This window comes from Enterococcus mundtii (assembly GCF_013394305.1).
GTDB classification, from domain to species: Bacteria; Bacillota; Bacilli; order Lactobacillales; family Enterococcaceae; genus Enterococcus_B; species Enterococcus_B pernyi.
On sequence record NZ_AP019810.1, the window covers coordinates 607,594 to 627,273 of the forward strand.

Here is a 19,680-nt window from a genome sequence, read left to right on the forward strand (position 1 = left end):
CTTTTCTCAAATGGAGAAAAAGAAAAAAGCGAGCTGAAATCAATCAGCCCGCTTTTTGATGTTGTCGAATAAGAACCTACTTCTTCCCTTGGTTCTTCATCTGTTGCATCATCTGACGAATTTTCTTTTCAGATGGTTTTTGCCCCATAGACATCATCATTGATCTTAACATTTCCTCATTAACGGGAGGATTTTTTTCTAAGTAATCTTTCATATATTTACGCGCAAGAAAGAATCCACCGACTGCGCCGATTAACAATGCAATAACTGCAATAAGTACAACGATTCCGTTTGATACCATGTAAATCTCTCCTTTCCTTTTCCTAATTGCTCTCAATGATTCATTTTACTAAAACTTACAAAAAAAAGAAAGGCGTTTTCTTAAGAATATGTAAAAAAAGTCATTTTTATTTCATGATTATACAAAAATACCTATTTAGAAAGTGAGCCACATTTAATTTTTAGGTTAGCCGAATTTTTTTCTTTTATTTTTTCGTCTCTGGGTGTAGAATGAATTCGAAAAGAAATAGAAGGGTGGTTTTCATTTGAATAATCACGAGAATAAACATAAATGGATTGAACACACTAATGGGTTATCCCTTTCAGAAGTAAACGGTACGGTTAAAGTACCAAAAGGAAAAAGTTTCTTCCGCACCTTACTTGCCTATTCCGGACCTGGTGCACTCGTAGCAGTCGGCTATATGGACCCAGGTAATTGGTCAACATCGATCACCGGTGGCCAAAATTTCCAATACTTATTGATGTCAGTTATTCTGATGTCCAGCTTGATTGCTATGTTACTACAATATATGGCGGCCAAACTTGGGATCGTCAGCCAAATGGATCTGGCACAGGCGATTCGTGCTCGTACGAGTAAAACGCTAGGGGTCATTCTTTGGATCTTGACCGAATTAGCGATCATGGCGACAGATATCGCTGAAGTCATTGGTGCAGCGATCGCTTTATATTTATTATTTGATATTCCTTTGGCAATTGCTGTCTTTATTACCGTCTTGGATGTCTTTGTCTTGCTTCTTTTGACAAAGATCGGTTTTCGTAAAATCGAAGCGTTAGTCGTCTGTTTGATTTTCGTTATCCTATTTGTCTTTGTCTACCAAGTGGCGCTTTCAAACCCTGATTGGAGCAGTCTCTTCAAAGGCTTTATTCCTAATAGCCAAACATTTGCTGAAGAACCAAAAATCGGTGGAGAGACCCCATTGACTGGAGCTTTAGGGATCATTGGTGCAACTGTGATGCCTCACAATCTCTATTTGCACTCTGCTGTTTCCCAAACCCGCGAGATCGATCGAAAAGATCCAGAAGATATTGCAAGAGCGGTTCGTTTCTCAACATGGGATTCCAATATTCAATTAACGATGGCTTTCGTTGTCAATGCACTTCTATTGATCATGGGGGTTGCCGTCTTTAAAACTGGTGCAGTTCAAGATCCCTCTTTCTTTGGTTTATATGAAGCACTTTCCGATCCATCTGCGATGAGTAACGGCGTCTTGATCGCCGTAGCTAAATCAGGCATTTTATCAACCTTATTTGCAGTAGCACTGCTTGCTTCTGGTCAAAATTCAACGATTACCGGTACATTGACTGGACAAGTCATTATGGAAGGCTTTATCCATATGCGCATGCCGATCTGGTTACGCCGTTTAGTCACTCGACTATTGTCCGTCATTCCAGTACTACTTTGTGTCTTGTTCACTAGCTCCAAAGGCACGATCGAAGAACATACAGCACTTAATAATCTAATGAATGAGTCCCAAGTATTCTTAGCTTTTGCCTTACCTTTTTCAATGATTCCTTTATTGATGATGACCAACAGCCAAGCAGAAATGGGCGCCCGTTTCAAAAATTCACTGATCGTCAAAATACTTGGTTGGTTTTCTGTCATCAGTTTGACGTATTTAAACTTGCGCGGACTCCCTGGACAAATCGAAGCTTTCTTCGGCGATCAAGCTTCTACTGCGTCAATCGCCCTTGCTGATCGGATCGCTTACATCATCATCGTTGCAGTTCTCGCCTTACTCGCTTGGACGATCGTTGATCTTTACAAGGGAAATAAACGCTATGAACAACGTTTACAAGAGTTGTCGTGAGCCATTCCCCCCTCTAAGCAGGAAAAAAAGAAGCATAGGTTTTGACCTATGCTTCTTTTTTGTGGTTACTAAATTAGAAAGTTCTATTTTTCATCATGAAGATAAATAGCTACCACGGCAATAGCTATGATTGTAAAAGCAACCATCCACCAGATCTCAGTTTGAAAATTAGTAGTAGTCGAGACAATCAATGACAAACCAATTGGTCCACCAATTTGGTGCATGGTATTCGTCAAACCACTTGCGATACCTGCTAATTCGTCAGGTGCTTCATGGATACCAGCAGATGTCACTGGCGCTAAAATCATTCCTTGTCCTAATCCAAGGATCATCATAGGAACAAAGATCGTTTGCCAATAACCATTAAACGGGTTCGAAACCGCCAGTAAAATCAACCCTATTACTAGTATTATTTCTCCAACAAACAATATCCTATTATTTCCAAATCGTGCAGTCATTCTCGGCAACTGCATCGCAATAATAAAATGAACTATCGTTAGTGGTAGAAAAGCAAATCCTGATTGTAACGCTGAGAATCCATATTGACTTTGCATCATTTGAGGTAAAAAGAACCAAAATGGCAGCATCGCCATCATAAATAAGAGACGAGTAGCATAGGCACCAGAACGTATCTTATTTTTAAAAAGTTCGAGGGGAAGCATTGGCGAAGAAGTCCTTCGCTCCCATAAAATAAACAAACCTAAAAACATGATACCTATGAATAAAAAGTTGTTTTTTCCTTCAGTAAGACCGTAGATGATTCCTATCAATCCGAGGATCGATAATAAACTTCCTAAATAATCAATACGTTCCCTTCGACGTTCCGAAGGTCTCACATATTTCAATGTTAAAACCACTAACAAAAGAGTAAATGGCACATTTATTAAGAAACCAGCGCGCCAAGAAATCAAGCTAGTCAGTCCCCCACCAACTAACAAACCAATACTTGAACCAATTCCCGCCGTTGCTCCATAATAAGAGATCGCACGTTGCCTCATATTATTTTGATAAGCATCCATGAGCAGTGCTAAAGATGTCGGAGCAATAATGGAACTACCTACTCCTTGGACACCACGCATCATGATCAACGTTCCTGCTGTTTGTGATAATCCAATAAGCAGTGAACTTATCCCAAAATAAATAAACCAACTAAAAAAATCTTTTTTCTTCCGAATAAATCAGAAAGGCGACCACTTAATAGTAAAAAACCACCAAAAGTAAGCGTATATGCACTTGATACCCATGAAAGTGCTCTTGCAGATAAACCTAAACTTTCTCCTATCTTCATAGAACTTGTAAAAATAATAGAATTATCCATTAAAATCAAAAAATAGGATAATAAAGTAATTGGTAAAATGACACCAAATTTTTCTCTCTTCAAATTTCCTAACTTCTTTCTATTGCTTTTATTATTTCGTCCTTTCACATTCGATTCTTTTAAACTTTTATCCTTTTCACAGATCAATAGTTTTCTATCATTCTTCTGTAGCCAACATTCTCTCCATAAACCATTCCACTTGTTGTGGTGCATCATGGTCAAAGAAGGCAGACTCTTTCATATCTAAAGCGGCTATTTTTTCAACATCTTCATTCGAAAGTTCAAAATCAAAGATATCAATATTTTCAGCCATTCTCTCTGGTCGAACAGATTTTGCTAGAGCAACGATCCCTCTTTGCATCAACCAACGAAGAACAACTTGTCCGACTGTTTTATCATATTTTTTACCGATTTCTGCTAATTCAGGATTTGTGAACAACTCGTGACGACCTTCAGCAAATGGTGCCCAAGCTTCGATTTGTACGCCATATTTTTCATGCCATTCTTGATCTTCTACACGTTGGTTCCAAGGATTTACTTCTATTTGATTGATTTGAGGTTTCACATCATTCAAACCAACAAATTCGATCATTTTAGCCGATTTGAAATTGGAAATCCCAATTGCACGTAATTTCTCTGCTTTTTGAGCAGCAACCATTGCACGCCATGCGCCATAGATATCTCCATAGGGTTGATGAATTAGATATAAATCAAGATACTCTAACCCCATTGCCTCCAGAGAATGTTCGATCGTTTCAGTTGCTTTTTCTTCTGGAGTTTGTAGAATAAATAATTTAGAAGTGACAAAAAGTTCATCACGCTTTACAATTCCTTCGGCGATCGCACGTCGGATTCCTTCACCAGTTTCTTTTTCATTTCCGTAAATAAATGCTGTGTCGATCAAACGATATCCTGCATTAATGGCTTGATAAACCGCTTCTGCTGTTTCTTCTAGTGGAATTTGATAAACCCCAAATCCTAGTTGAGGCATCTCTACACCATTGTTCAATTTTATTGTGTTCATGTTATTTCCTCCTTTTCTTCTTTACCTTTTCTATCCTAAACCTTGAAGTTAGATCCATAGCAAGAAAAAATTTTTACTTTTTTCGTTCCCATAATTTTTCGACTTTATCTGGAGTCATTTCCCCAGCCTTGAACTTCGCAATATGTTCATCATACGTTTCGATCTTATAAACCAGCAATTCTCTCACTTCCTGCATCTCCTCTAGTTTTCTATCTAGTTCTTCTAACTGATCAACTAAAATCTGCTTTTGCGCTTTTTCCACGTTTTGTGCTTCGCGTAATTGAGCCAAGTGAGCAAATTCAATGAGAGATTCTACAGACAAACCCGCGTTACGTAAATTTTTTGCTAAATAAATCCAATTTAGGTCATTTGTTGTGTAATCCCGATACCCACTCTCATTACGACTAACCGGCGGGATGACTCCTACACGTTCATAGTAACGGAGTGTATCCACACTCAAATCAAACATGTCAGCTGCTTTTTTTATATTCATTCCATCACCCTCCACTTTTATATAGGTTATCATAAACCCTAAAGTCAACTCCAAGGCAAATGATAATCAACAAATTTTCTTTATTTGATTGGTTTTCTTTTATCATCCGTTTCTTTCAAAATAAACATAACCTTATCTTTTTAATTTAAAATCAAGTTAACAACGAGAAGAGAAGCAACTTCTTCAAAAAATAAGGCACCATCCACAAAAATTTGGCTCTATAATTTATGGGACTGATGAATCAGAATTGATTCTTCAGTCCCATTTTCATTTTAGGTATTAAAAAACATATCGTTCTCTAGTATGATTAAATCACCACAAAATAAACAACTGAGAGGACGATATGCTATATGAATGATTCTATCAAAAAAATGCTGAGAATAATAGAGAAAGATTTGATGATTACAGAGGTCTCTTACGAGACCCTTCAGAAGAAAAAGACGTTGGTCGTCGATGCTGTTCTCTCGCCTACTCCTCGTGCTTGTAGAAGTTGTGGTTCTACTGTGGTAGATGGAAACGGGAAAGCAATTATAGTGAAAAATGGAAAAAAAGAAACGATTGTCCGTTTTGAACAATACAATCATATGCCTTTGGTTATGCGCCTAAAAAAGCAGCGCTATACCTGTAAAAACTGCCGAACCCATTGGACTGCTCAAAGTTATTTTGTCCAATCCAGACATTCAATCGCAAATCATGTTAGATATAAAATTGCTTCTTTACTGACTGAAAAAGTATCTTTATCTTTTATTGCGAAAAGCTGTCAGGTATCTTTGACCACTGTTATTCGTACATTGAAAGAGTTTAAAAGCTATTTACCAAAGCAATCTAAGAAGATTCTCCCAAGAGTATTGATGGTTGATGAATTTCGTTCGCATGCTTCCATAGAAGATAAAATGAGCTTTATTTGCGCAGATGGCGAAACAGGAAAATTAATAGATGTTTTGCCTACGCGTAAATTACCTCGATTAACAAGCTATTTCTTAAAGTGTACCAATCCAGAAGAAGTAGAATTCTTGGTGACAGACATGAACGCCGCCTACTTCCAGCTCACCAAACGTGTTCTGCCAAATGCGAAAATAGTGATTGATCGGTTTCATATTGTCAAACACATGAATCAAGCGTTCAATGAGTTGCGTATCCGTGAAATGAATGAACTTCGTAAAGCAGGACAGAAAAGCCAGGCAGAAAAACTGAAAAAGAACTGGCGCTTTTTGCTAAAAAATCGTGCAAACATCAACCATTATGAATACAAAACATGGAAAAGTTTCCGAGCACCAAAATACCCATTTCTTACTGAAGCAATGATGATTGATCGATTGCTTGAGTTTTCTACGCCCCTAAAGGAGGCGTATCCCTTTTTTCATGAATTAGTTGAAGCCTTTCGAGACAAAGACCCTGACTTATTTTTCTCCTTATTAGCAGAACTTCCCGAAACGTTGGATGACAGCTTTCGGGAAAAGCTTCAAAACCTTCTGACCTATGAAGAAGGCATCACCAACGCAATGATCTATCCTTATTCCAATGGAAAAATAGAAGCGAAGAATACCCACATAAAGACAATGAAACGAGTATCCTACGGATTTAAATCATTCGAGAACATGAGAATTAGAATCTTTTTGATCAATCAATTAATCAAAGTAAGATAACAAAAAATCTGAGCCAGAATGAGGTTCATTCTGACCCAGATTTGATTTTGCACAACTCATCAGTCCTTATTGACAAAGAGCCAAAAATTTGAAGAACAATTTTCGTGGATGGTGCCTTATTTCTCGAGGCTGAACACTTCTGTCCCGACCTCATGTCATTCGATCCTAAAAATCAATTTATTTAATAAAGAATATGACTTACTTAGCCTTCTACATCTGCTAATAATTCTGGGAATACTTCTGGGTTGAAGGTTTCAGCTTTGAACATCGCGATTTCTTTCCCATAAGGGGCATAAGCTAATTTTTTATCTTTTCCGACATATGGTGTTTCAAGAATCTTTGAAACATCTTTGAACATTGGTTCATGGACGATTTTATTCAATGCATCAAAACCGATCGTACCAAAGCCGATATTGGCGTGGCGGTCTTTATGTGAACCTTGTGGATTTTTTGAATCATTGACGTGTAGTACTTTTAAGCGATCTAAACCAATCACTTTATCAAACGTTTCAATGACGCCATAAAAATCATTCGCTACATCATAGCCGGCATCATTCGTGTGGCACGTGTCAAAGGTGACTGATAGCTTTTCATTCAATGTCACTCCATCAATGATCTGTGCCAACTCTTCGAACGTTCTGCCGATCTCTGTACCTTTTCCTGCCATTGTCTCTAAGGCGATTTGTGCGGTCTGTTCTTTCGTCAAGACTTCATTTAGCCCTTCAATGATCCTTGCAATCCCTGCCTCTGCTCCAGCACCGACATGTGCGCCTGGATGCAATGTGATCTGAGTTGCTCCTAATGCTTCCGCTCGAACGATTTCTTCTCTTAAAAACTGTACAGCAAAAGGAAACATCTCTGGTTTCGTTGTATTTCCTAAATTAATGATATACGGTGCATGGACCACTATATTCTTCAATCCATTTTCTTCCATATATTGTTTTCCAGCTTCAATATTCATTTCTTCAATTGGTTTTCTACGGGTATTTTGTGGTGCGCCTGTATAGATCATAAAAGTAGAAGCACCATAGCTGGCTGCTTCTTCTGCTGCACCTAGTAACATCTTTTTACCGCTCATACTGACATGTGAACCTAATAACATCTTACTCCTCCTATAAAGCCCTCTCGGCTAGTCACTCAGTGAATGGATTTGTTCACTCTCCTTTTATCTTAACTGAAACGAATTTGAAAGAAAAGTTTGAAATCTGTCCAATGATCCGAGCAGATACAAAATAACTAGAAGAATTTTTAATGTTTTCTCAAAACCAAAGGTCAAATAAGACACAAAAAAAGCCATGTCTGTTTTTTTGTTCTATTATTTGCTATAATTAGCGAAATAAAACCATTAGTTGAGGTGAAACCTTTGCCACGTAATAATACACGAAGAAAACAAGCACGACGAACAAAAGAAAAGTGGTTTGTTCCTAAGGTCATTTTTCGCGTTTTTCAATCATTAACCGTTTTTATCATGGTTCTTATCATTCTATTCGCTGCATTAGGTGTGGGAGTCGGTGCCGGCTATTTTGCGTATCTAGTTGAAGATACAAAGCTACCTTCCAAATCTGAGTTACAATCTGAGTTAGGCAATATAACCGAAACATCAAAACTTGTTTATGCCGATAATACAGAGATCTCGACGATCCAAACTGATTTGATGCGGACAACCGTCCCTTCAGATCAAATGTCGCCTTATTTAAAATCTGCGATCATCAGCACAGAGGATGAATATTTTGAAGAACATAAAGGCTATGTTCCTAAAGCGGTGATCCGAGCACTTTTCTCTGAAGCAACCGGGATCGGCTCATCTGGAGGATCAACACTGACCCAGCAGTTAGTCAAGCAACAGATTTTGACCGATGAAACAACCTTTAAACGTAAAGCAAATGAGATCTTATTGGCTGCTCAAGTCGAGAAACATTTTACAAAAGACGAAATCATCTCCACTTATTTGAATGTTTCACCTTTCGGAAGAAACAATAAAGGCCAAAATATTGCCGGTGCCCAAGAAGCTGCGCAAGGGATCTTCGGAGTCAATGCGAGCGATTTAACCTTACCACAAGCGGCATTTATCGCAGGTTTACCACAAAGTCCGATCACTTATAGCCCTTATACCAATACAGGTGGATTGAAAGAAGACCTTACTGCCGGCTTAGAAAGAAAAGACATCGTGCTATTTAGCATGTACCGTGAACACCAAATCACAAAAGAGCAATATGAAGAAGCAAAAGCCTATGACTTAACAAAAGATTTCTTAGGTCAACAAGTGGCAGAACAAACTGACCGTGACTTCTTATATTACACGGTCATGAATGCCGCGACCGATATCATTGCTAGACAATTGGGAGAAAAAGATAACGCAGATCTATCCGATACAGACGTCTACAATGCCTACTATCAACGTGCAGAACAAACGATCCAAAATCAAGGGTACACGATTCATTCAACGATCGATAAAGGCATCTATGATGCGATGCAAGCAGGTGTTGCCAATTATGGTTACTTACTTGATGACGGAAAAGGCACACCTGTTGAGACTGGTAACGTTCTGATGGATAATAAAACCGGTCGAGTTTATGGATTTGTCGGTGGTCGTAATTATGCGCTGAACCAAAATAATCATGCCTTTGATACTCAAAGACAAGCCGGGTCATCGATCAAGCCGATGTTGGTTTATGGTCCAGCGATCGATATGGGCTTAGTTGGTTCAGAATCACGTGTTTCTGACTATGCAACTACTTGGCAAGAAGGCTCAAATGCGGGAGAAGACATCGTCAATGCGACGAATAAAGGATCAAATACCTTCCAAACGGTTCGTGAATCATTGGAATGGTCGAACAATATCCCTGCTTACCATTTATATCAAGATGTTTTGAACAATGGCGGCTCAAAACAATACGCCTACGAAACGTATCTATCAAAAATGAACTATCCCGCAAATGCCAACTGGGGCGTTGAATCGGCACCACTGGGAACAGTCGATGTCACCACTCTTCAACAAACCAATGGCTTCCAGGCATTAGCAAATAATGGCGAATTCCAGCAAGCGTATATCATTGATGCAATCACTGACAACGAGGGGAATGTCATTTATCAACACGAAGTTAAACCAGTGCGCGTCTTTTCCGAAGCCGCAGCTTCGATCGTCAATGATATGTTGCGTAGCGTTATCAATGAAAAGATCACCACACCATTCAAAGATGATATCACTAGTCTCAATGGCAGCTTAGGTCAAGCGGACTGGATCGGTAAAACTGGTTCAACGAATGATTACCGAGATTCATGGTTAGTTGTCTCCACACCCTCTGTCACGATCAGTAGTTGGGCAGGACACGATGATAATACCGGAATGGATGCCCAAGCAAGATTGCGTTCATCCAAATATTTAGCGAATTTAATCAATCAAGTGTATCAAGTAAACCCAACGATTTTTGGTACCGATCAGAAATTCACACTTGCTTCTGATGTGAAGAAAGAAGACGTTTCTGCCTTCACAGGACAATTACCTGGAAAAGTGACCGTTGACCGAAGATCGATCAATACACCTAGCAAAACTGTCGAGTCACTTTGGGCAAAAAATGGTCCTGAGAAAAGCACCTTCAAATTTGGTGTAGGTGGAACGGATGAAAATTACAAAGATTACTGGAATACTGTCGGAACATTCGAACGTGAAAATCCACAGAACAAAGAGGATGACAAAGACGACGATTAACGAAACAATCTGAGTCCACTACTCTTTCTCAAAAAAAAATGAGTCAGATCTTGATAAATGATATCAAGATCCGGCTCATTTTTTTTTCGTTTTTACTTATCTTTGGTGAAGCTTTGCCCCTGTTATTTCCATAAAAAAGTAGCTGAAACGACTATTCTTTGTCATTTCAGCTACTTTTAGTTATCGTTTTATTTGATCAATCGCTTGATGTTTATCTCAATCGATTTATTTCGTTGAACCTTTTTCTTCAATTCCATAAGGTAAGATGATTGTTTTTTCTTCTACTTCTTCTTTGTTCATCATTTTTGTCAATAGACGCATTGATACCGCACCTAAGTCATATAATGGTTGCGTAATACTTGTCAAGCGTGGGCGAGCAACTTCAGTCAATAAAGAATTGTTGCTTGTGATGATCTCAAATTCTTCTGGTACTTTGACACCACGGTCAATCAAGCCATCTAAAATACCGATTGCTAGTTCATCATCCGTTACATAAACAGCAGTTGCTCCACTATTGTGGATACGTTCTACTAATGACAAGCCATCTCTAAAATTATAGCTTGATTCAAAGATCAAACCTTCACTATAAGTCAGTCCGTTTTCTTTCAACGCTTCTTTGTAGCCTTTCAAACGGTTTTGGCCATTGATCGGGTCAATCAATGCACCACTTACAAAGGCAATTTTTTTATTGCCGTTTTTAGCTAATTTAGTTACTGCATCTTTTGTCGCTGAAGTATAGTCGATATTGACACTTCCTACTTGTTCGTCTGGATCGATCGAACCAGCTAAAACAACTGGAGTTTTTGAACGTGAGAATTCGCCACGGATTTCATCTGTGATATGATGCCCCATGAAAATCACACCGTCAACTTGTTTGGCTAAAAGATTGTTCAGTACGTTGACTTCTTTTTGGTCATTTCCGTCTGAATTTGCCAAAATGATATTATATTTGTACATCGTTGCCACATCATCGATCCCACGTGCTAATGAAGCAAAGAACATATTGCTGACATCTGGGATGATGACCCCAACCGTCGTTGTTTTTTTACTTGCAAGACCACGAGCTACAGCATTTGGGCGATAATCTAAGCGGTCAATGACTTCCAATACTTTTTTTCTTGTAGCTGGTTTTACATTTGGATTCCCATTGACAACACGTGAAACAGTAGCCATAGAAACATTTGCCTCTCTCGCTACGTCATAAATAGTGATAGTTTGTTTTTCCATCGTTGTTCTCCTATTCTGTTTTTATATCTTTTCTGAAAATACGATTTACATTTCTAAAACAGGATATCAAAGATTGACAGAAATTGCAACCGTTTTACTAGCGTTTTCATGAAAAAAATCACCTTTTTCACTTTTAGTCAATTGGTCTTTTTTTACAAGAGTGGTACAATGAATTATCGAAACATGCCATAAATGCGAAAGAAGGATGTCCAAATGAATCTTGAAAAAATCAATGAATTACGCCAATGGATGGCTCAAAAAGAAATCGACCTTGCTTATATCAGTGATCCATGTCATATCGCCTATTTTGCTGGTTATGAAAGTGAACCCCACGAACGTGTACTAGCTCTATTTCTTCCACTTGACCAAGATCCTTTCTTGTTTACACCAGCCTTAGAAGTAGAAGATGCACAAAATAGTCCTTGGGCCTATGATGTCCGTGGTTATCTTGATAGTGAAGATCCTTGGCTATTGATCGGGCAAGAGATCCGCACCCGTTATCCACAAATAAAAACGATCGGGATCGAAAAAAATGCATTGACGGTTGATCGCTTTGACGCATTATCGCTACAAATGACAAGCAGCGTCCGATTTGCTGACCTGACTCCGGTCATCCAACGTCTGCAATTGATCAAAACAAAAAAAGAAAAAGAGCAATTGATTGCGGCAGGAAAATGGGCAGATGTAGCTTTTGAAATTGGTTTTCGCTCCATCAAAGAAGGCGTAACGGAACAAGCGATTATTGCTGAAATCGAATATCAACTAAAAAAACAAGGGGTATCTCAAATGTCTTTTGACACGCTAGTTTTAGCGGGGACAAATGCAGCAAGCCCTCATGGAACACCTGGAAGTACTACGATCCAACCAAATGAACTTGTCTTGTTCGATCTAGGCGTCGTATGGGATGGCTATTGTAGTGATGCGACACGAACAGTTGCCTTCCAAAAACCGACAGAATTTCAAGAGAAAATCTACCAAATCACGCTTGAAGCCCAATTAGCAGCTCAAGAAGCTGTTCGTCCAGGCGTCACAGCCGCTGAACTTGATCAAGTCGCACGTAACGTCATTGAAAGCTACGGCTACGGCGAATACTTCAATCATCGTCTAGGTCATGGTATTGGTACAACTGTTCATGAATATCCCTCATTAGTGGCAGGCAATGATCTAGTGATCGAAGAAGGCATGTGCTTCTCATTAGAACCAGGTATTTATATCCCTGATCAAGTAGGCGTAAGAATCGAAGATTGCGTCTATGTCACAAGTGACGGTTGCATCCCATTTACAACAACACCAAAAGAATTATTAGTAGTGGAGTAAGGTTGTGAAAGAAGCGTTTTGACCTGAGCAGTAAGAGGGGAAATCAGAAAATAGCTTTCCATATTTTTTGATTTCTCAGCTTAATGTTGAAGGTCAGCTTCTTGAACACCGTTCATCGAGGTTGTGAGAAAGCCGTTCTGCTCCGAGTATTAAGACAGAACTTGAGAAAATAGCTTCTCATATTTTTTCAAGTTTTGACTTAATATTGAAGGAGCTGGCTTTCGAACACCGTTTATCTAGGTTGTGAAAGAAGCGCTCAACACTGAGTAATAAGGGCAAAAAACCAAAATGGCTTTTTTCATTTTGGTTTTTTTGACTTATTATTGAAGTGTTGCTTCTTGAACACCGTTTATCATAGGTTGTGAAAGAAGCGTTTTGACCTGTAAATAAGCGATAACCCCAAAGTAGAAACTATTTTCGGGTTATCGCTTATTTTTTTAGTTGCTTTTTCTGATATCCGTTAGTTGTCGATACCTATTCATTTGCTATTTGTTGCTTTAAATAGAATTTCGTTGTGCCAACAAAAGGCATATTTTCCACCGAAGCAAACACCTCAAAGCCATGCCTTTCGTAGAACTCTCGAGCTTGATAATCTTGCGTATTGACGGTCATATACAAACACTGGTTTTCCAATGCTGTTTGTTGAACCGCTTCTATTAATCGCGATCCGATGCCTTCGTGACGGTACGATTGATCTACGGCGAGCAATGATAGATGCAAGGTATTACCAAATAAAGATGCTACTGCGCCACCGATCCACTTCTCATCCTTAGATGCACTGATTGAAATGATTTGAGTTGTTAAGTGTTCATTTGTAGAAAATGATTGCATATATTGTTCGTTCAGCAGACCAATGATTTTCTTTTCTGTTTCTTCGGAATCGCTTTTCTTGATCTCAATCATTTACAATATCCTCTCCACGTAAGATTAGAGAAAAAAGGACACGAATCAGGTTGTTTCCTGATCGTGCCTTTTCTTGCTCACTTTTTAGTGTTGCTTATTTAAATGTATCTTTTAAATCTTCTTTCGCAGTAGCTGCATCTTCTTTTGCCATCTCAGACAAGATTTTTGCATCTTCAGCTACTGGTTTAGCTTCGTCAATGCCTTCTTTTACAGTACTACCTGCTTGGTCTGCTGTATCTTTGATGTCGATCATGATGTCTTCTTTCGCAGCAGCTGCTGTGTCGCCTAAATCAGCAGCTGATTTTTTGAAACGATCAGATAAATCAGCTGATTGCTCTTTCAATGTCACTAAAATATCTTCTGATTCGTCTCCTGCGTCGGCTGTTGCGTCTGAGACTGTTTGTTTGACATTACCAGCTAAATCGCCTGCTTGTTGTGAAAGATCATGCGCTTTGTCTTTTGCGATACTTGTCAATTCAGTTGATTTTTCTTTTACCATCTCTGTATAATCAGAAGCCATATCTAGAAAATCATCCGCTTGTGCTGCTAATTCATCACGTAATTCTTTACCAGATTTTGGTGCAAGTAGCAATGCTGCCACTGCTGCGGCTGTACCACCAATCACTGCACCTAGTAAAAATCCACCTTTTTTTGCCATGATTATTTTCCTCCTGTCGTATCTGTTGTTGGTTTTTTATGTTTAAAGAATTTCACTGCAGTCCCACCGACTTTGCTGGCAACAGTTGCTTTTGCTGTTGTTTTACCGATGCCACCAACTTTTGTAACGATGTGTTTGCTTGAAGAATTCAATTCTGATACACTCTCGCTCAAATCAGCGACAGCTGTAAATAAAGGATCGATCGTTGCTACTTTTCCGTTGATATCATTCAACAATTCGTTGCTTTTCACTAACAAGCCTTCGACTTGTCTCGATAAAAGATCAACATCTTTGGTAACGACTTCAATCGTTGTGTTTGCTTCTGTTACTGTTTGTTCTGCTTTTTCAATCGTTTTTGCTAATCGAATCAATACACGTACTAGAAAGACCACAAGTATTGCAAAAGCAATTGCTGCAATCAAGCCAGCAATTTCTCCAACTGTCATAATCAAGCCTCCTTCTCCTCTTCTTGCTATAAGGATAGCATTTTCATATTTTTTAAACAAATAAAAAATAGCAAAAAGCTTCAACTACCTACATTTTGATCAGCAGCTGAAGCATCTCGCTTGTTTACTTTTTGTTAGTTGGTTCAGAAGTTTCTGTTGATTGATTGAAAGATGAAGGCGTCTCTGCTGCTAAAGACTTGCCTAATGATAGAATGTATTCTCTTAATGGTCCACCCACTTCTGGATGTGTCAATCCATATTCGATACTTGTTTTCATAAAACCAAATTTGTCGCCGACATCATAACGTTTACCCGTAAATTTACGTGCGAATACGCGTTGTGTCTTATTCAATGTATCGATTGCATCGGTCAATTGGATCTCATTACCTGCACCTGGTTTTTGCTCTGCTAAGACATCAAAGATTTCGGGTGTCAATAAATAGCGTCCAATAATTGCTAAATCACTTGGTGCTTTACTTGGTTCAGGCTTTTCAACAAAATCTTTGACATTGAATAAGCCGTCTTCTAGTTCTTCTCCTGGATTGATGATCCCATATTTAGATGTATCTTTGTGAGGTACTTGCATCACGGCGATCGTTGAAGCATGTGTACGCTCATAATCGTCGATCAGTTGTTGTGTCAATGGGATTTCATCTTCCATGATGTCATCACCTAACATGACAACAAACGGTTCATTTCCGATGAATGCTCTTGCTTGCAACACAGCGTGTCCTAACCCTTTAGGATGCGATTGACGAATAAAATGAAGGTTTACATCCGTTGTTTCTTCCACTAATTTTAGTAATTCAGTTTTTCCTTTTTCGCCTAAGTTCGTTTCTAATTCGATATTTGAGTCAAAATGATCTTCAATTGGGCGTTTTGCTTTCCCTGTGACGATCAAAATATCTTCAATCCCTGATTTTAACGCTTCTTCTACGATAAATTGAATCGTTGGTTTATCAACGATCGGCAACATTTCTTTTGCCATCGCTTTTGTTGCAGGTAAAAATCTTGTTCCTAAACCTGCTGCTGGAATCACTGCTTTTTTTACTTTCATTTTTTTCTCTCCCTTAAAAATGTTAGTGAAATTCATTCTCTTTTTTGCCATCGCGCAACATGATCTCTGTCGCTGCTTCATTTATGTTCTTGTGCTCATATAGCACTTCATAAATCGTTTGAGTGATCGGCATCTCGATCCCCATGGTCTCAGCTAACTCTTTAGCAGCTCGTGTGGTCTGGACACCTTCCACGACCATGCCCATATTATCCAAGACTTCGCTTAATTCATGGTCTTGTCCAAGCAGATTACCGGTACGCCAATTTCTCGAGTGGATACTTGTACAAGTGACAATTAAATCACCGACACCGCTCAGTCCGATGAAGGTCAACGGATTTGCTCCCATAGCAACACCTAAGCGGCTGATTTCTGCTAATCCTCTTGTCATGATAGCTGCCTTTGCATTATCCCCAAAACCTAAGCCATGGATTGCACCTGCACCGATTGCGATAATGTTTTTTAAAGCGGCACCCATTTCGACCCCAATAACATCAGGATTCGTATAGATTCGGAAATAATGATTCAAAAATATTGTTTGAACAAATTTAGCAGCATCTGCTTCCGTGCTTGCAGCAGTGATCGTCGTAATATCGTGACGAGCCACTTCTTCTGCATGACTTGGACCCGATAAAACAGCAATTGCTTGTCTCTTTTCTGCTGGGATCTCTTCTGCCAGGACTTCTGAGATCCGCTTGTGTGTTCCTTGTTCTAAGCCTTTACTTGCATGGATGATCACTGGTTTTGTTTGCAAGACCTCAACGAGTTCTTGACATACCGAACGAATCGCCTTAGTCGGTACAACGAACAAAACAGCATCTACATCAGAAACAGCCTTCGCCATGTCCGAGTATGCGATGATCGTTTTGGGCAATTGGTGTTTTGGTAAATAATGCTCATTGGTATGCTTTTGGTTGATTTCATTAACCTGTGAGGCACGGTGACTCCAGAGTCGAACGTCATGACCATTTTCAGCAAGCACTTGTGCTAATGCTGTTCCCCACGAGCCAGCACCTAAAACCGCTACCCTATATTTCATTTTACCACTCCTGCAAATTTTTTCATTTTTTTCGACTTGGACTTTAGATAATGAATTGATTTTTCCCTAAAGATCGGTCGTAATCTGGTAAGTTGCCTTTTTTCCGACGCCAGATGAATAGAACGATTGCTCCAATGAATAGCACAGCAGATAAAAGCTGTGACACACGGATCGTATCTAAAAAGTAAAGACTATCCGTTCTCATTCCTTCGATGAAGAAACGACCAAAACTATACCATATCAAGTAAAGCAGTGCGATTTCCCCTTTTTTCAAAAGATGCGTTTTCTTCCGTAGTAATAAGAGGATGATCACGCCAATAAGGCTCCATACTGATTCATAAAGGAAAGTTGGCTGTCGATAGATCCCATCGATATACATATTATCAATAATAAAATTCGGTAAATATAGACTTTCTAAGAAACTCCTTGTTGTATCTGGTCCAAATGCTTCATGGTTCATGAAATTTCCCCAGCGCCCAATTGCTTGTGCTAATAAAACACTAGGTGCAGCAATGTCCAAGAACGTCCAGACATCAATGAAGTGATATTTCGTGTAAAAATATAATGTGATACCGCCTGCAATCAGACCACCATAAATCGCTAGACCGCCTGAACGGATATTGAATATTTGGATCGGATTTGCAATATACTGTGGTAAATCGAACAAGATGTAATACAAGCGTGCGCCAATGATCGATAGCGGTAATCCCCATAACATAAAGTCAGTGACGTCTTCTGCTTTCATTCCTACTCTTACTGCTTCTCGACTGCTTAACCACATGGCGATGATAATGCCTGAAACAATGATCAATGCATACCAGTAAATAGGAACTCCTAAAAGGTCAAAAGCGACCCGATTGATTTGTGCAATCATACTTTCACTCCTAGCTATTGTCCGTTTGAATTTTCTTCAATCAAACGGCTCAATCTTTCTTCAAATGTCTTCGTTGCATCGAATCCCATCGTTTTCGCACGGAAATTCATCGCAGCAACTTCAATGATGATCGCGACATTTCGTCCAGTTTTCACAGGTATTTTGATTTGGGGGATACCTACTTCCGCAATTTCAACAGAAGTATCTTCAGACCCTAAACGATCGTATTTTTTCTCTTTTGCCCAAGCTTCTAAGTAGACAGCTAATTGGACTTGCATCGATCCTCTGACTGCACTGGCACCAAAAAGATTCATCACATCAATGATCCCGATTCCGCGAATCTCAATCAAATGTTCAAGGATTTTTGGTGGCTCTCCAATAACAGTTAGCTCATCTTGTTGATACACATCCACTCGATCATCTGCAATCAATCGATGGCCTCTTTTGATCAGTTCTAACGCTGTCTCACTCTTCCCAATACCACTATCTCCTTGGATCAAGACACCTAGTCCATAGACATCGACTAAGACGCCGTGAACACTTGTCCTAGGTGCTAATCGTCCATCTAAATAACTTGATAACTCACCAAGTAAACGTGAGGTTGAGATTGGCGAACGCAAAACGGCCATGCCATGTTCATTTGCTGCTTGAATCATTTCTTCTGGTGCAGCTAAACCTCTAGAGATGATAAAGGCTGGCATGTCTTCACTGCATAAACGACGCATGATCATCAAACGCTCTTCCGGCATCATCCGTTCTGCGAAGCTGATTTCTTTGCTCCCAAATAACTGTAGTCGATCATGCGAATAATAATTAAAATAACCGGTCAATTCCAGTCCAGGTCTGGAGATATCACCGGTTACGATGACACGATTTAAACTTTGCTCGTCACCAGTGACGATTTCTAATGATAGTTTTTCTACTAATTGGCTAACTTTTACCATTTCTGCCATTCGTATACCTCATTTCTATTAAACTGTTCTCTTTTATTTTATCATTCTATCGGTAAAAGTACTACCAATAAAAAAAACAAGGGATATCCTTTTCATTACACTCGTTTTTTATGGCAAGCACCGATCAAGAAATCGCTGTCATTTCTTTAGAAATAAGAAGAGGAAGCGACAATTGCCACTTCCTCTTTCCACTTATTTGATTGTGCTTTATTGTCCTTTGCATTGTTTTCTAACGATTCCTGTTCATATTACGATTGCTAACGATGATATTTACGAATGACATGATCACTGCAATCATTATAGCTGATCCAAATGACGAAAAGCTAAAATTAGCTGCTCCGACAAAGAAGGAGGTCATTTGTAAAATCAATGCGTTGATCACAAAAGTGAATAATCCAAACGTCAACAAGGTAAAGGGGATCGATAAAAACATAATGAATGGCTTGACTAATAGATTCAGCACAGAAAGAACAAAACTCGCCACAACTGCGGTCCAAATACTATTCACAAATATCATATTTGGAAAAATAACTGCCAGAGAGATAAACGTCAGCGTACTAACAACAATACGTTGAAGATAAGACATTAAAAGTCACTCCATTCGTCATCGTTGATTTTCTCTGCCTCTTTTCGTTTATTCGTTTGTTCTCTGTAGTTGTTTTTTTGATAATAGTCGTTGTCATGTCCATAACGACGTTGATTATTCTTTCCTGAAGGCACAAGCAAAGCCAACAGAATGTATAAAATAATTGGGCTTCCGAATGCAACTAAACTTAAGAAGACGTAAATGACACGAACAACTGTTGGATCAATCCCAAGATATTCAGCAATCCCAGCTAAAGTACCTGTCAATACAATATTTTTATTTGATTTTGTCAACTTTTTTTTCATTTTCTTTCACCTCTGTTCTC

Annotated in this window: 18 protein-coding genes and 1 pseudogene; 4 read left to right on the forward strand and 15 right to left on the reverse strand. The window is 39.0% G+C overall.

All coding sequences use genetic code 11. The features are described from left to right. Positions 1-76: 76 nt before the first annotated feature. Positions 77-301, reverse strand: coding sequence for a YneF family protein (locus HZ311_RS02850; protein ID WP_010734944.1), 225 nt, complete (start codon positions 299-301; stop codon positions 77-79). Between the two features lie 244 nt (positions 302-545). On the opposite strand from HZ311_RS02850, the gene HZ311_RS02855 reads away from it, so the two are divergent. After that, positions 546-2,108, forward strand: a complete 1,563-nt coding sequence (locus tag HZ311_RS02855) for an Nramp family divalent metal transporter (RefSeq protein ID WP_023520012.1) — start codon at positions 546-548, stop codon at positions 2,106-2,108. 83 nt (positions 2,109-2,191) lie between these two features. Here HZ311_RS02855 and HZ311_RS02860 read toward each other — a convergent pair. From HZ311_RS02860 to HZ311_RS02870, 3 genes and pseudogenes are all read right to left on the reverse strand, one after another. After that, positions 2,192-3,489, reverse strand: a pseudogene (locus HZ311_RS02860) (MFS transporter). 94 nt (positions 3,490-3,583) lie between these two features. Beyond that, positions 3,584-4,450, reverse strand: a complete 867-nt coding sequence (locus HZ311_RS02865) for an aldo/keto reductase (protein WP_023520016.1) — start codon at positions 4,448-4,450, stop codon at positions 3,584-3,586. Positions 4,451-4,523: 73 nt separating this feature from the next. Further along, positions 4,524-4,943, reverse strand: a complete 420-nt coding sequence (locus HZ311_RS02870; RefSeq protein WP_010734939.1) for a MerR family transcriptional regulator — start codon at positions 4,941-4,943, stop codon at positions 4,524-4,526. Positions 4,944-5,293: 350 nt separating this feature from the next. On the opposite strand from HZ311_RS02870, the gene HZ311_RS02875 reads away from it, so the two are divergent. Continuing rightward, positions 5,294-6,589: an ISL3-like element ISEfa11 family transposase gene (locus HZ311_RS02875; RefSeq protein WP_010734358.1), complete on the forward strand. Its 1,296-nt coding sequence runs from the start codon at positions 5,294-5,296 to the stop codon at positions 6,587-6,589. A gap of 202 nt (positions 6,590-6,791) precedes the next feature. On the opposite strand, the gene HZ311_RS02880 is transcribed toward HZ311_RS02875, so the two are convergent. After that, positions 6,792-7,691 carry a deoxyribonuclease IV gene (locus HZ311_RS02880; RefSeq protein ID WP_023520017.1) on the reverse strand — a complete coding sequence of 300 codons (900 nt, stop codon included), beginning with the start codon at positions 7,689-7,691 and terminating at the stop codon, positions 6,792-6,794. Between the two features lie 261 nt (positions 7,692-7,952). Here HZ311_RS02880 and HZ311_RS02885 point away from each other — a divergent pair, with 261 nt between their 5' ends. Next, positions 7,953-10,298: a transglycosylase domain-containing protein gene (locus HZ311_RS02885; protein WP_178946466.1), complete on the forward strand. Its 2,346-nt coding sequence runs from the start codon at positions 7,953-7,955 to the stop codon at positions 10,296-10,298. A 225-nt stretch (positions 10,299-10,523) separates the two neighbouring features. Here the strand turns inward: HZ311_RS02885 and ccpA are convergent, their stop codons facing one another. Then, a complete protein-coding gene (ccpA, locus tag HZ311_RS02890; RefSeq protein ID WP_023520019.1) occupies positions 10,524-11,525 on the reverse strand; it encodes a catabolite control protein A in 1,002 nt (333 codons plus the stop codon). 213 nt (positions 11,526-11,738) lie between these two features. Here ccpA and HZ311_RS02895 point away from each other — a divergent pair, with 213 nt between their 5' ends. After that, the gene (locus tag HZ311_RS02895; RefSeq protein WP_178946467.1) at positions 11,739-12,842 is read left to right on the forward strand and encodes an aminopeptidase P family protein; all 1,104 of its coding nucleotides are present in this window, start codon (positions 11,739-11,741) and stop codon (positions 12,840-12,842) included. Positions 12,843-13,316: 474 nt separating this feature from the next. Here HZ311_RS02895 and HZ311_RS02900 read toward each other — a convergent pair whose 3' ends face one another. The 9 genes from HZ311_RS02900 to HZ311_RS02940 form a co-directional block, all read right to left on the reverse strand. Further along, positions 13,317-13,745 carry a GNAT family N-acetyltransferase gene (locus HZ311_RS02900; RefSeq protein WP_023520021.1) on the reverse strand — a complete coding sequence of 143 codons (429 nt, stop codon included), beginning with the start codon at positions 13,743-13,745 and terminating at the stop codon, positions 13,317-13,319. 94 nt (positions 13,746-13,839) lie between these two features. Then, positions 13,840-14,403, reverse strand: a complete 564-nt coding sequence (locus HZ311_RS02905) for a YtxH domain-containing protein (RefSeq protein WP_010734933.1) — start codon at positions 14,401-14,403, stop codon at positions 13,840-13,842. 2 nt (positions 14,404-14,405) lie between these two features. Then, positions 14,406-14,849, reverse strand: a complete 444-nt coding sequence (locus tag HZ311_RS02910; protein ID WP_010734932.1) for a DUF948 domain-containing protein — start codon at positions 14,847-14,849, stop codon at positions 14,406-14,408. 124 nt (positions 14,850-14,973) lie between these two features. After that, on the reverse strand, positions 14,974-15,906 hold the full coding sequence (gene galU, locus HZ311_RS02915) for a UTP--glucose-1-phosphate uridylyltransferase GalU (protein WP_010734931.1): 933 nt from the start codon (positions 15,904-15,906) through the stop codon (positions 14,974-14,976). Positions 15,907-15,928: 22 nt separating this feature from the next. Then, on the reverse strand, positions 15,929-16,942 hold the full coding sequence (locus tag HZ311_RS02920; RefSeq protein WP_023520022.1) for an NAD(P)H-dependent glycerol-3-phosphate dehydrogenase: 1,014 nt from the start codon (positions 16,940-16,942) through the stop codon (positions 15,929-15,931). A 43-nt stretch (positions 16,943-16,985) separates the two neighbouring features. Then, positions 16,986-17,816 carry a prolipoprotein diacylglyceryl transferase gene (gene lgt / locus HZ311_RS02925; RefSeq protein ID WP_023520023.1) on the reverse strand — a complete coding sequence of 277 codons (831 nt, stop codon included), beginning with the start codon at positions 17,814-17,816 and terminating at the stop codon, positions 16,986-16,988. A 14-nt stretch (positions 17,817-17,830) separates the two neighbouring features. Continuing rightward, a complete protein-coding gene (gene hprK, locus HZ311_RS02930) occupies positions 17,831-18,769 on the reverse strand; it encodes an HPr(Ser) kinase/phosphatase (RefSeq protein WP_010734928.1) in 939 nt (312 codons plus the stop codon). Between the two features lie 229 nt (positions 18,770-18,998). Further along, positions 18,999-19,355, reverse strand: a complete 357-nt coding sequence (locus HZ311_RS02935; RefSeq protein WP_010734927.1) for a phage holin family protein — start codon at positions 19,353-19,355, stop codon at positions 18,999-19,001. Beyond that, positions 19,355-19,660, reverse strand: coding sequence for a PspC domain-containing protein (locus tag HZ311_RS02940; RefSeq protein ID WP_010734926.1), 306 nt, complete (start codon positions 19,658-19,660; stop codon positions 19,355-19,357). Before HZ311_RS02940 ends, HZ311_RS02935 begins: the two co-directional genes overlap by 1 nt. Positions 19,661-19,680 lie beyond the last annotated feature (20 nt).

What these genes read in the sequence shown, in the direction of transcription:
- HZ311_RS02905 (WP_010734933.1), bottom strand. Translation starts at nt 14,403, where the DNA reads ATGGCAAAAAAAGGTGGATTTTTACTAGGTGCAGTGATTGGTGGTACA.
- HZ311_RS02870 (WP_010734939.1), bottom strand. Translation starts at nt 4,943, where the DNA reads ATGAATATAAAAAAAGCAGCTGACATGTTTGATTTGAGTGTGGATACA.
- HZ311_RS02900 (WP_023520021.1), bottom strand. Translation starts at nt 13,745, where the DNA reads ATGATTGAGATCAAGAAAAGCGATTCCGAAGAAACAGAAAAGAAAATC.
- galU (WP_010734931.1), bottom strand. Translation starts at nt 15,906, where the DNA reads ATGAAAGTAAAAAAAGCAGTGATTCCAGCAGCAGGTTTAGGAACAAGA.
- HZ311_RS02940 (WP_010734926.1), bottom strand. Translation starts at nt 19,660, where the DNA reads ATGAAAAAAAAGTTGACAAAATCAAATAAAAATATTGTATTGACAGGT.
- lgt (WP_023520023.1), bottom strand. Translation starts at nt 17,816, where the DNA reads ATGATTGCACAAATCAATCGGGTCGCTTTTGACCTTTTAGGAGTTCCT.
- HZ311_RS02880 (WP_023520017.1), bottom strand. Translation starts at nt 7,691, where the DNA reads ATGTTATTAGGTTCACATGTCAGTATGAGCGGTAAAAAGATGTTACTA.
- HZ311_RS02865 (WP_023520016.1), bottom strand. Translation starts at nt 4,450, where the DNA reads ATGAACACAATAAAATTGAACAATGGTGTAGAGATGCCTCAACTAGGA.
- hprK (WP_010734928.1), bottom strand. Translation starts at nt 18,769, where the DNA reads ATGGCAGAAATGGTAAAAGTTAGCCAATTAGTAGAAAAACTATCATTA.
- HZ311_RS02850 (WP_010734944.1), bottom strand. Translation starts at nt 301, where the DNA reads ATGGTATCAAACGGAATCGTTGTACTTATTGCAGTTATTGCATTGTTA.
- HZ311_RS02935 (WP_010734927.1), bottom strand. Translation starts at nt 19,355, where the DNA reads ATGTCTTATCTTCAACGTATTGTTGTTAGTACGCTGACGTTTATCTCT.
- HZ311_RS02910 (WP_010734932.1), bottom strand. Translation starts at nt 14,849, where the DNA reads ATGACAGTTGGAGAAATTGCTGGCTTGATTGCAGCAATTGCTTTTGCA.
- HZ311_RS02920 (WP_023520022.1), bottom strand. Translation starts at nt 16,942, where the DNA reads ATGAAATATAGGGTAGCGGTTTTAGGTGCTGGCTCGTGGGGAACAGCA.
- HZ311_RS02895 (WP_178946467.1), top strand. Translation starts at nt 11,739, where the DNA reads ATGAATCTTGAAAAAATCAATGAATTACGCCAATGGATGGCTCAAAAA.
- HZ311_RS02875 (WP_010734358.1), top strand. Translation starts at nt 5,294, where the DNA reads ATGAATGATTCTATCAAAAAAATGCTGAGAATAATAGAGAAAGATTTG.
- ccpA (WP_023520019.1), bottom strand. Translation starts at nt 11,525, where the DNA reads ATGGAAAAACAAACTATCACTATTTATGACGTAGCGAGAGAGGCAAAT.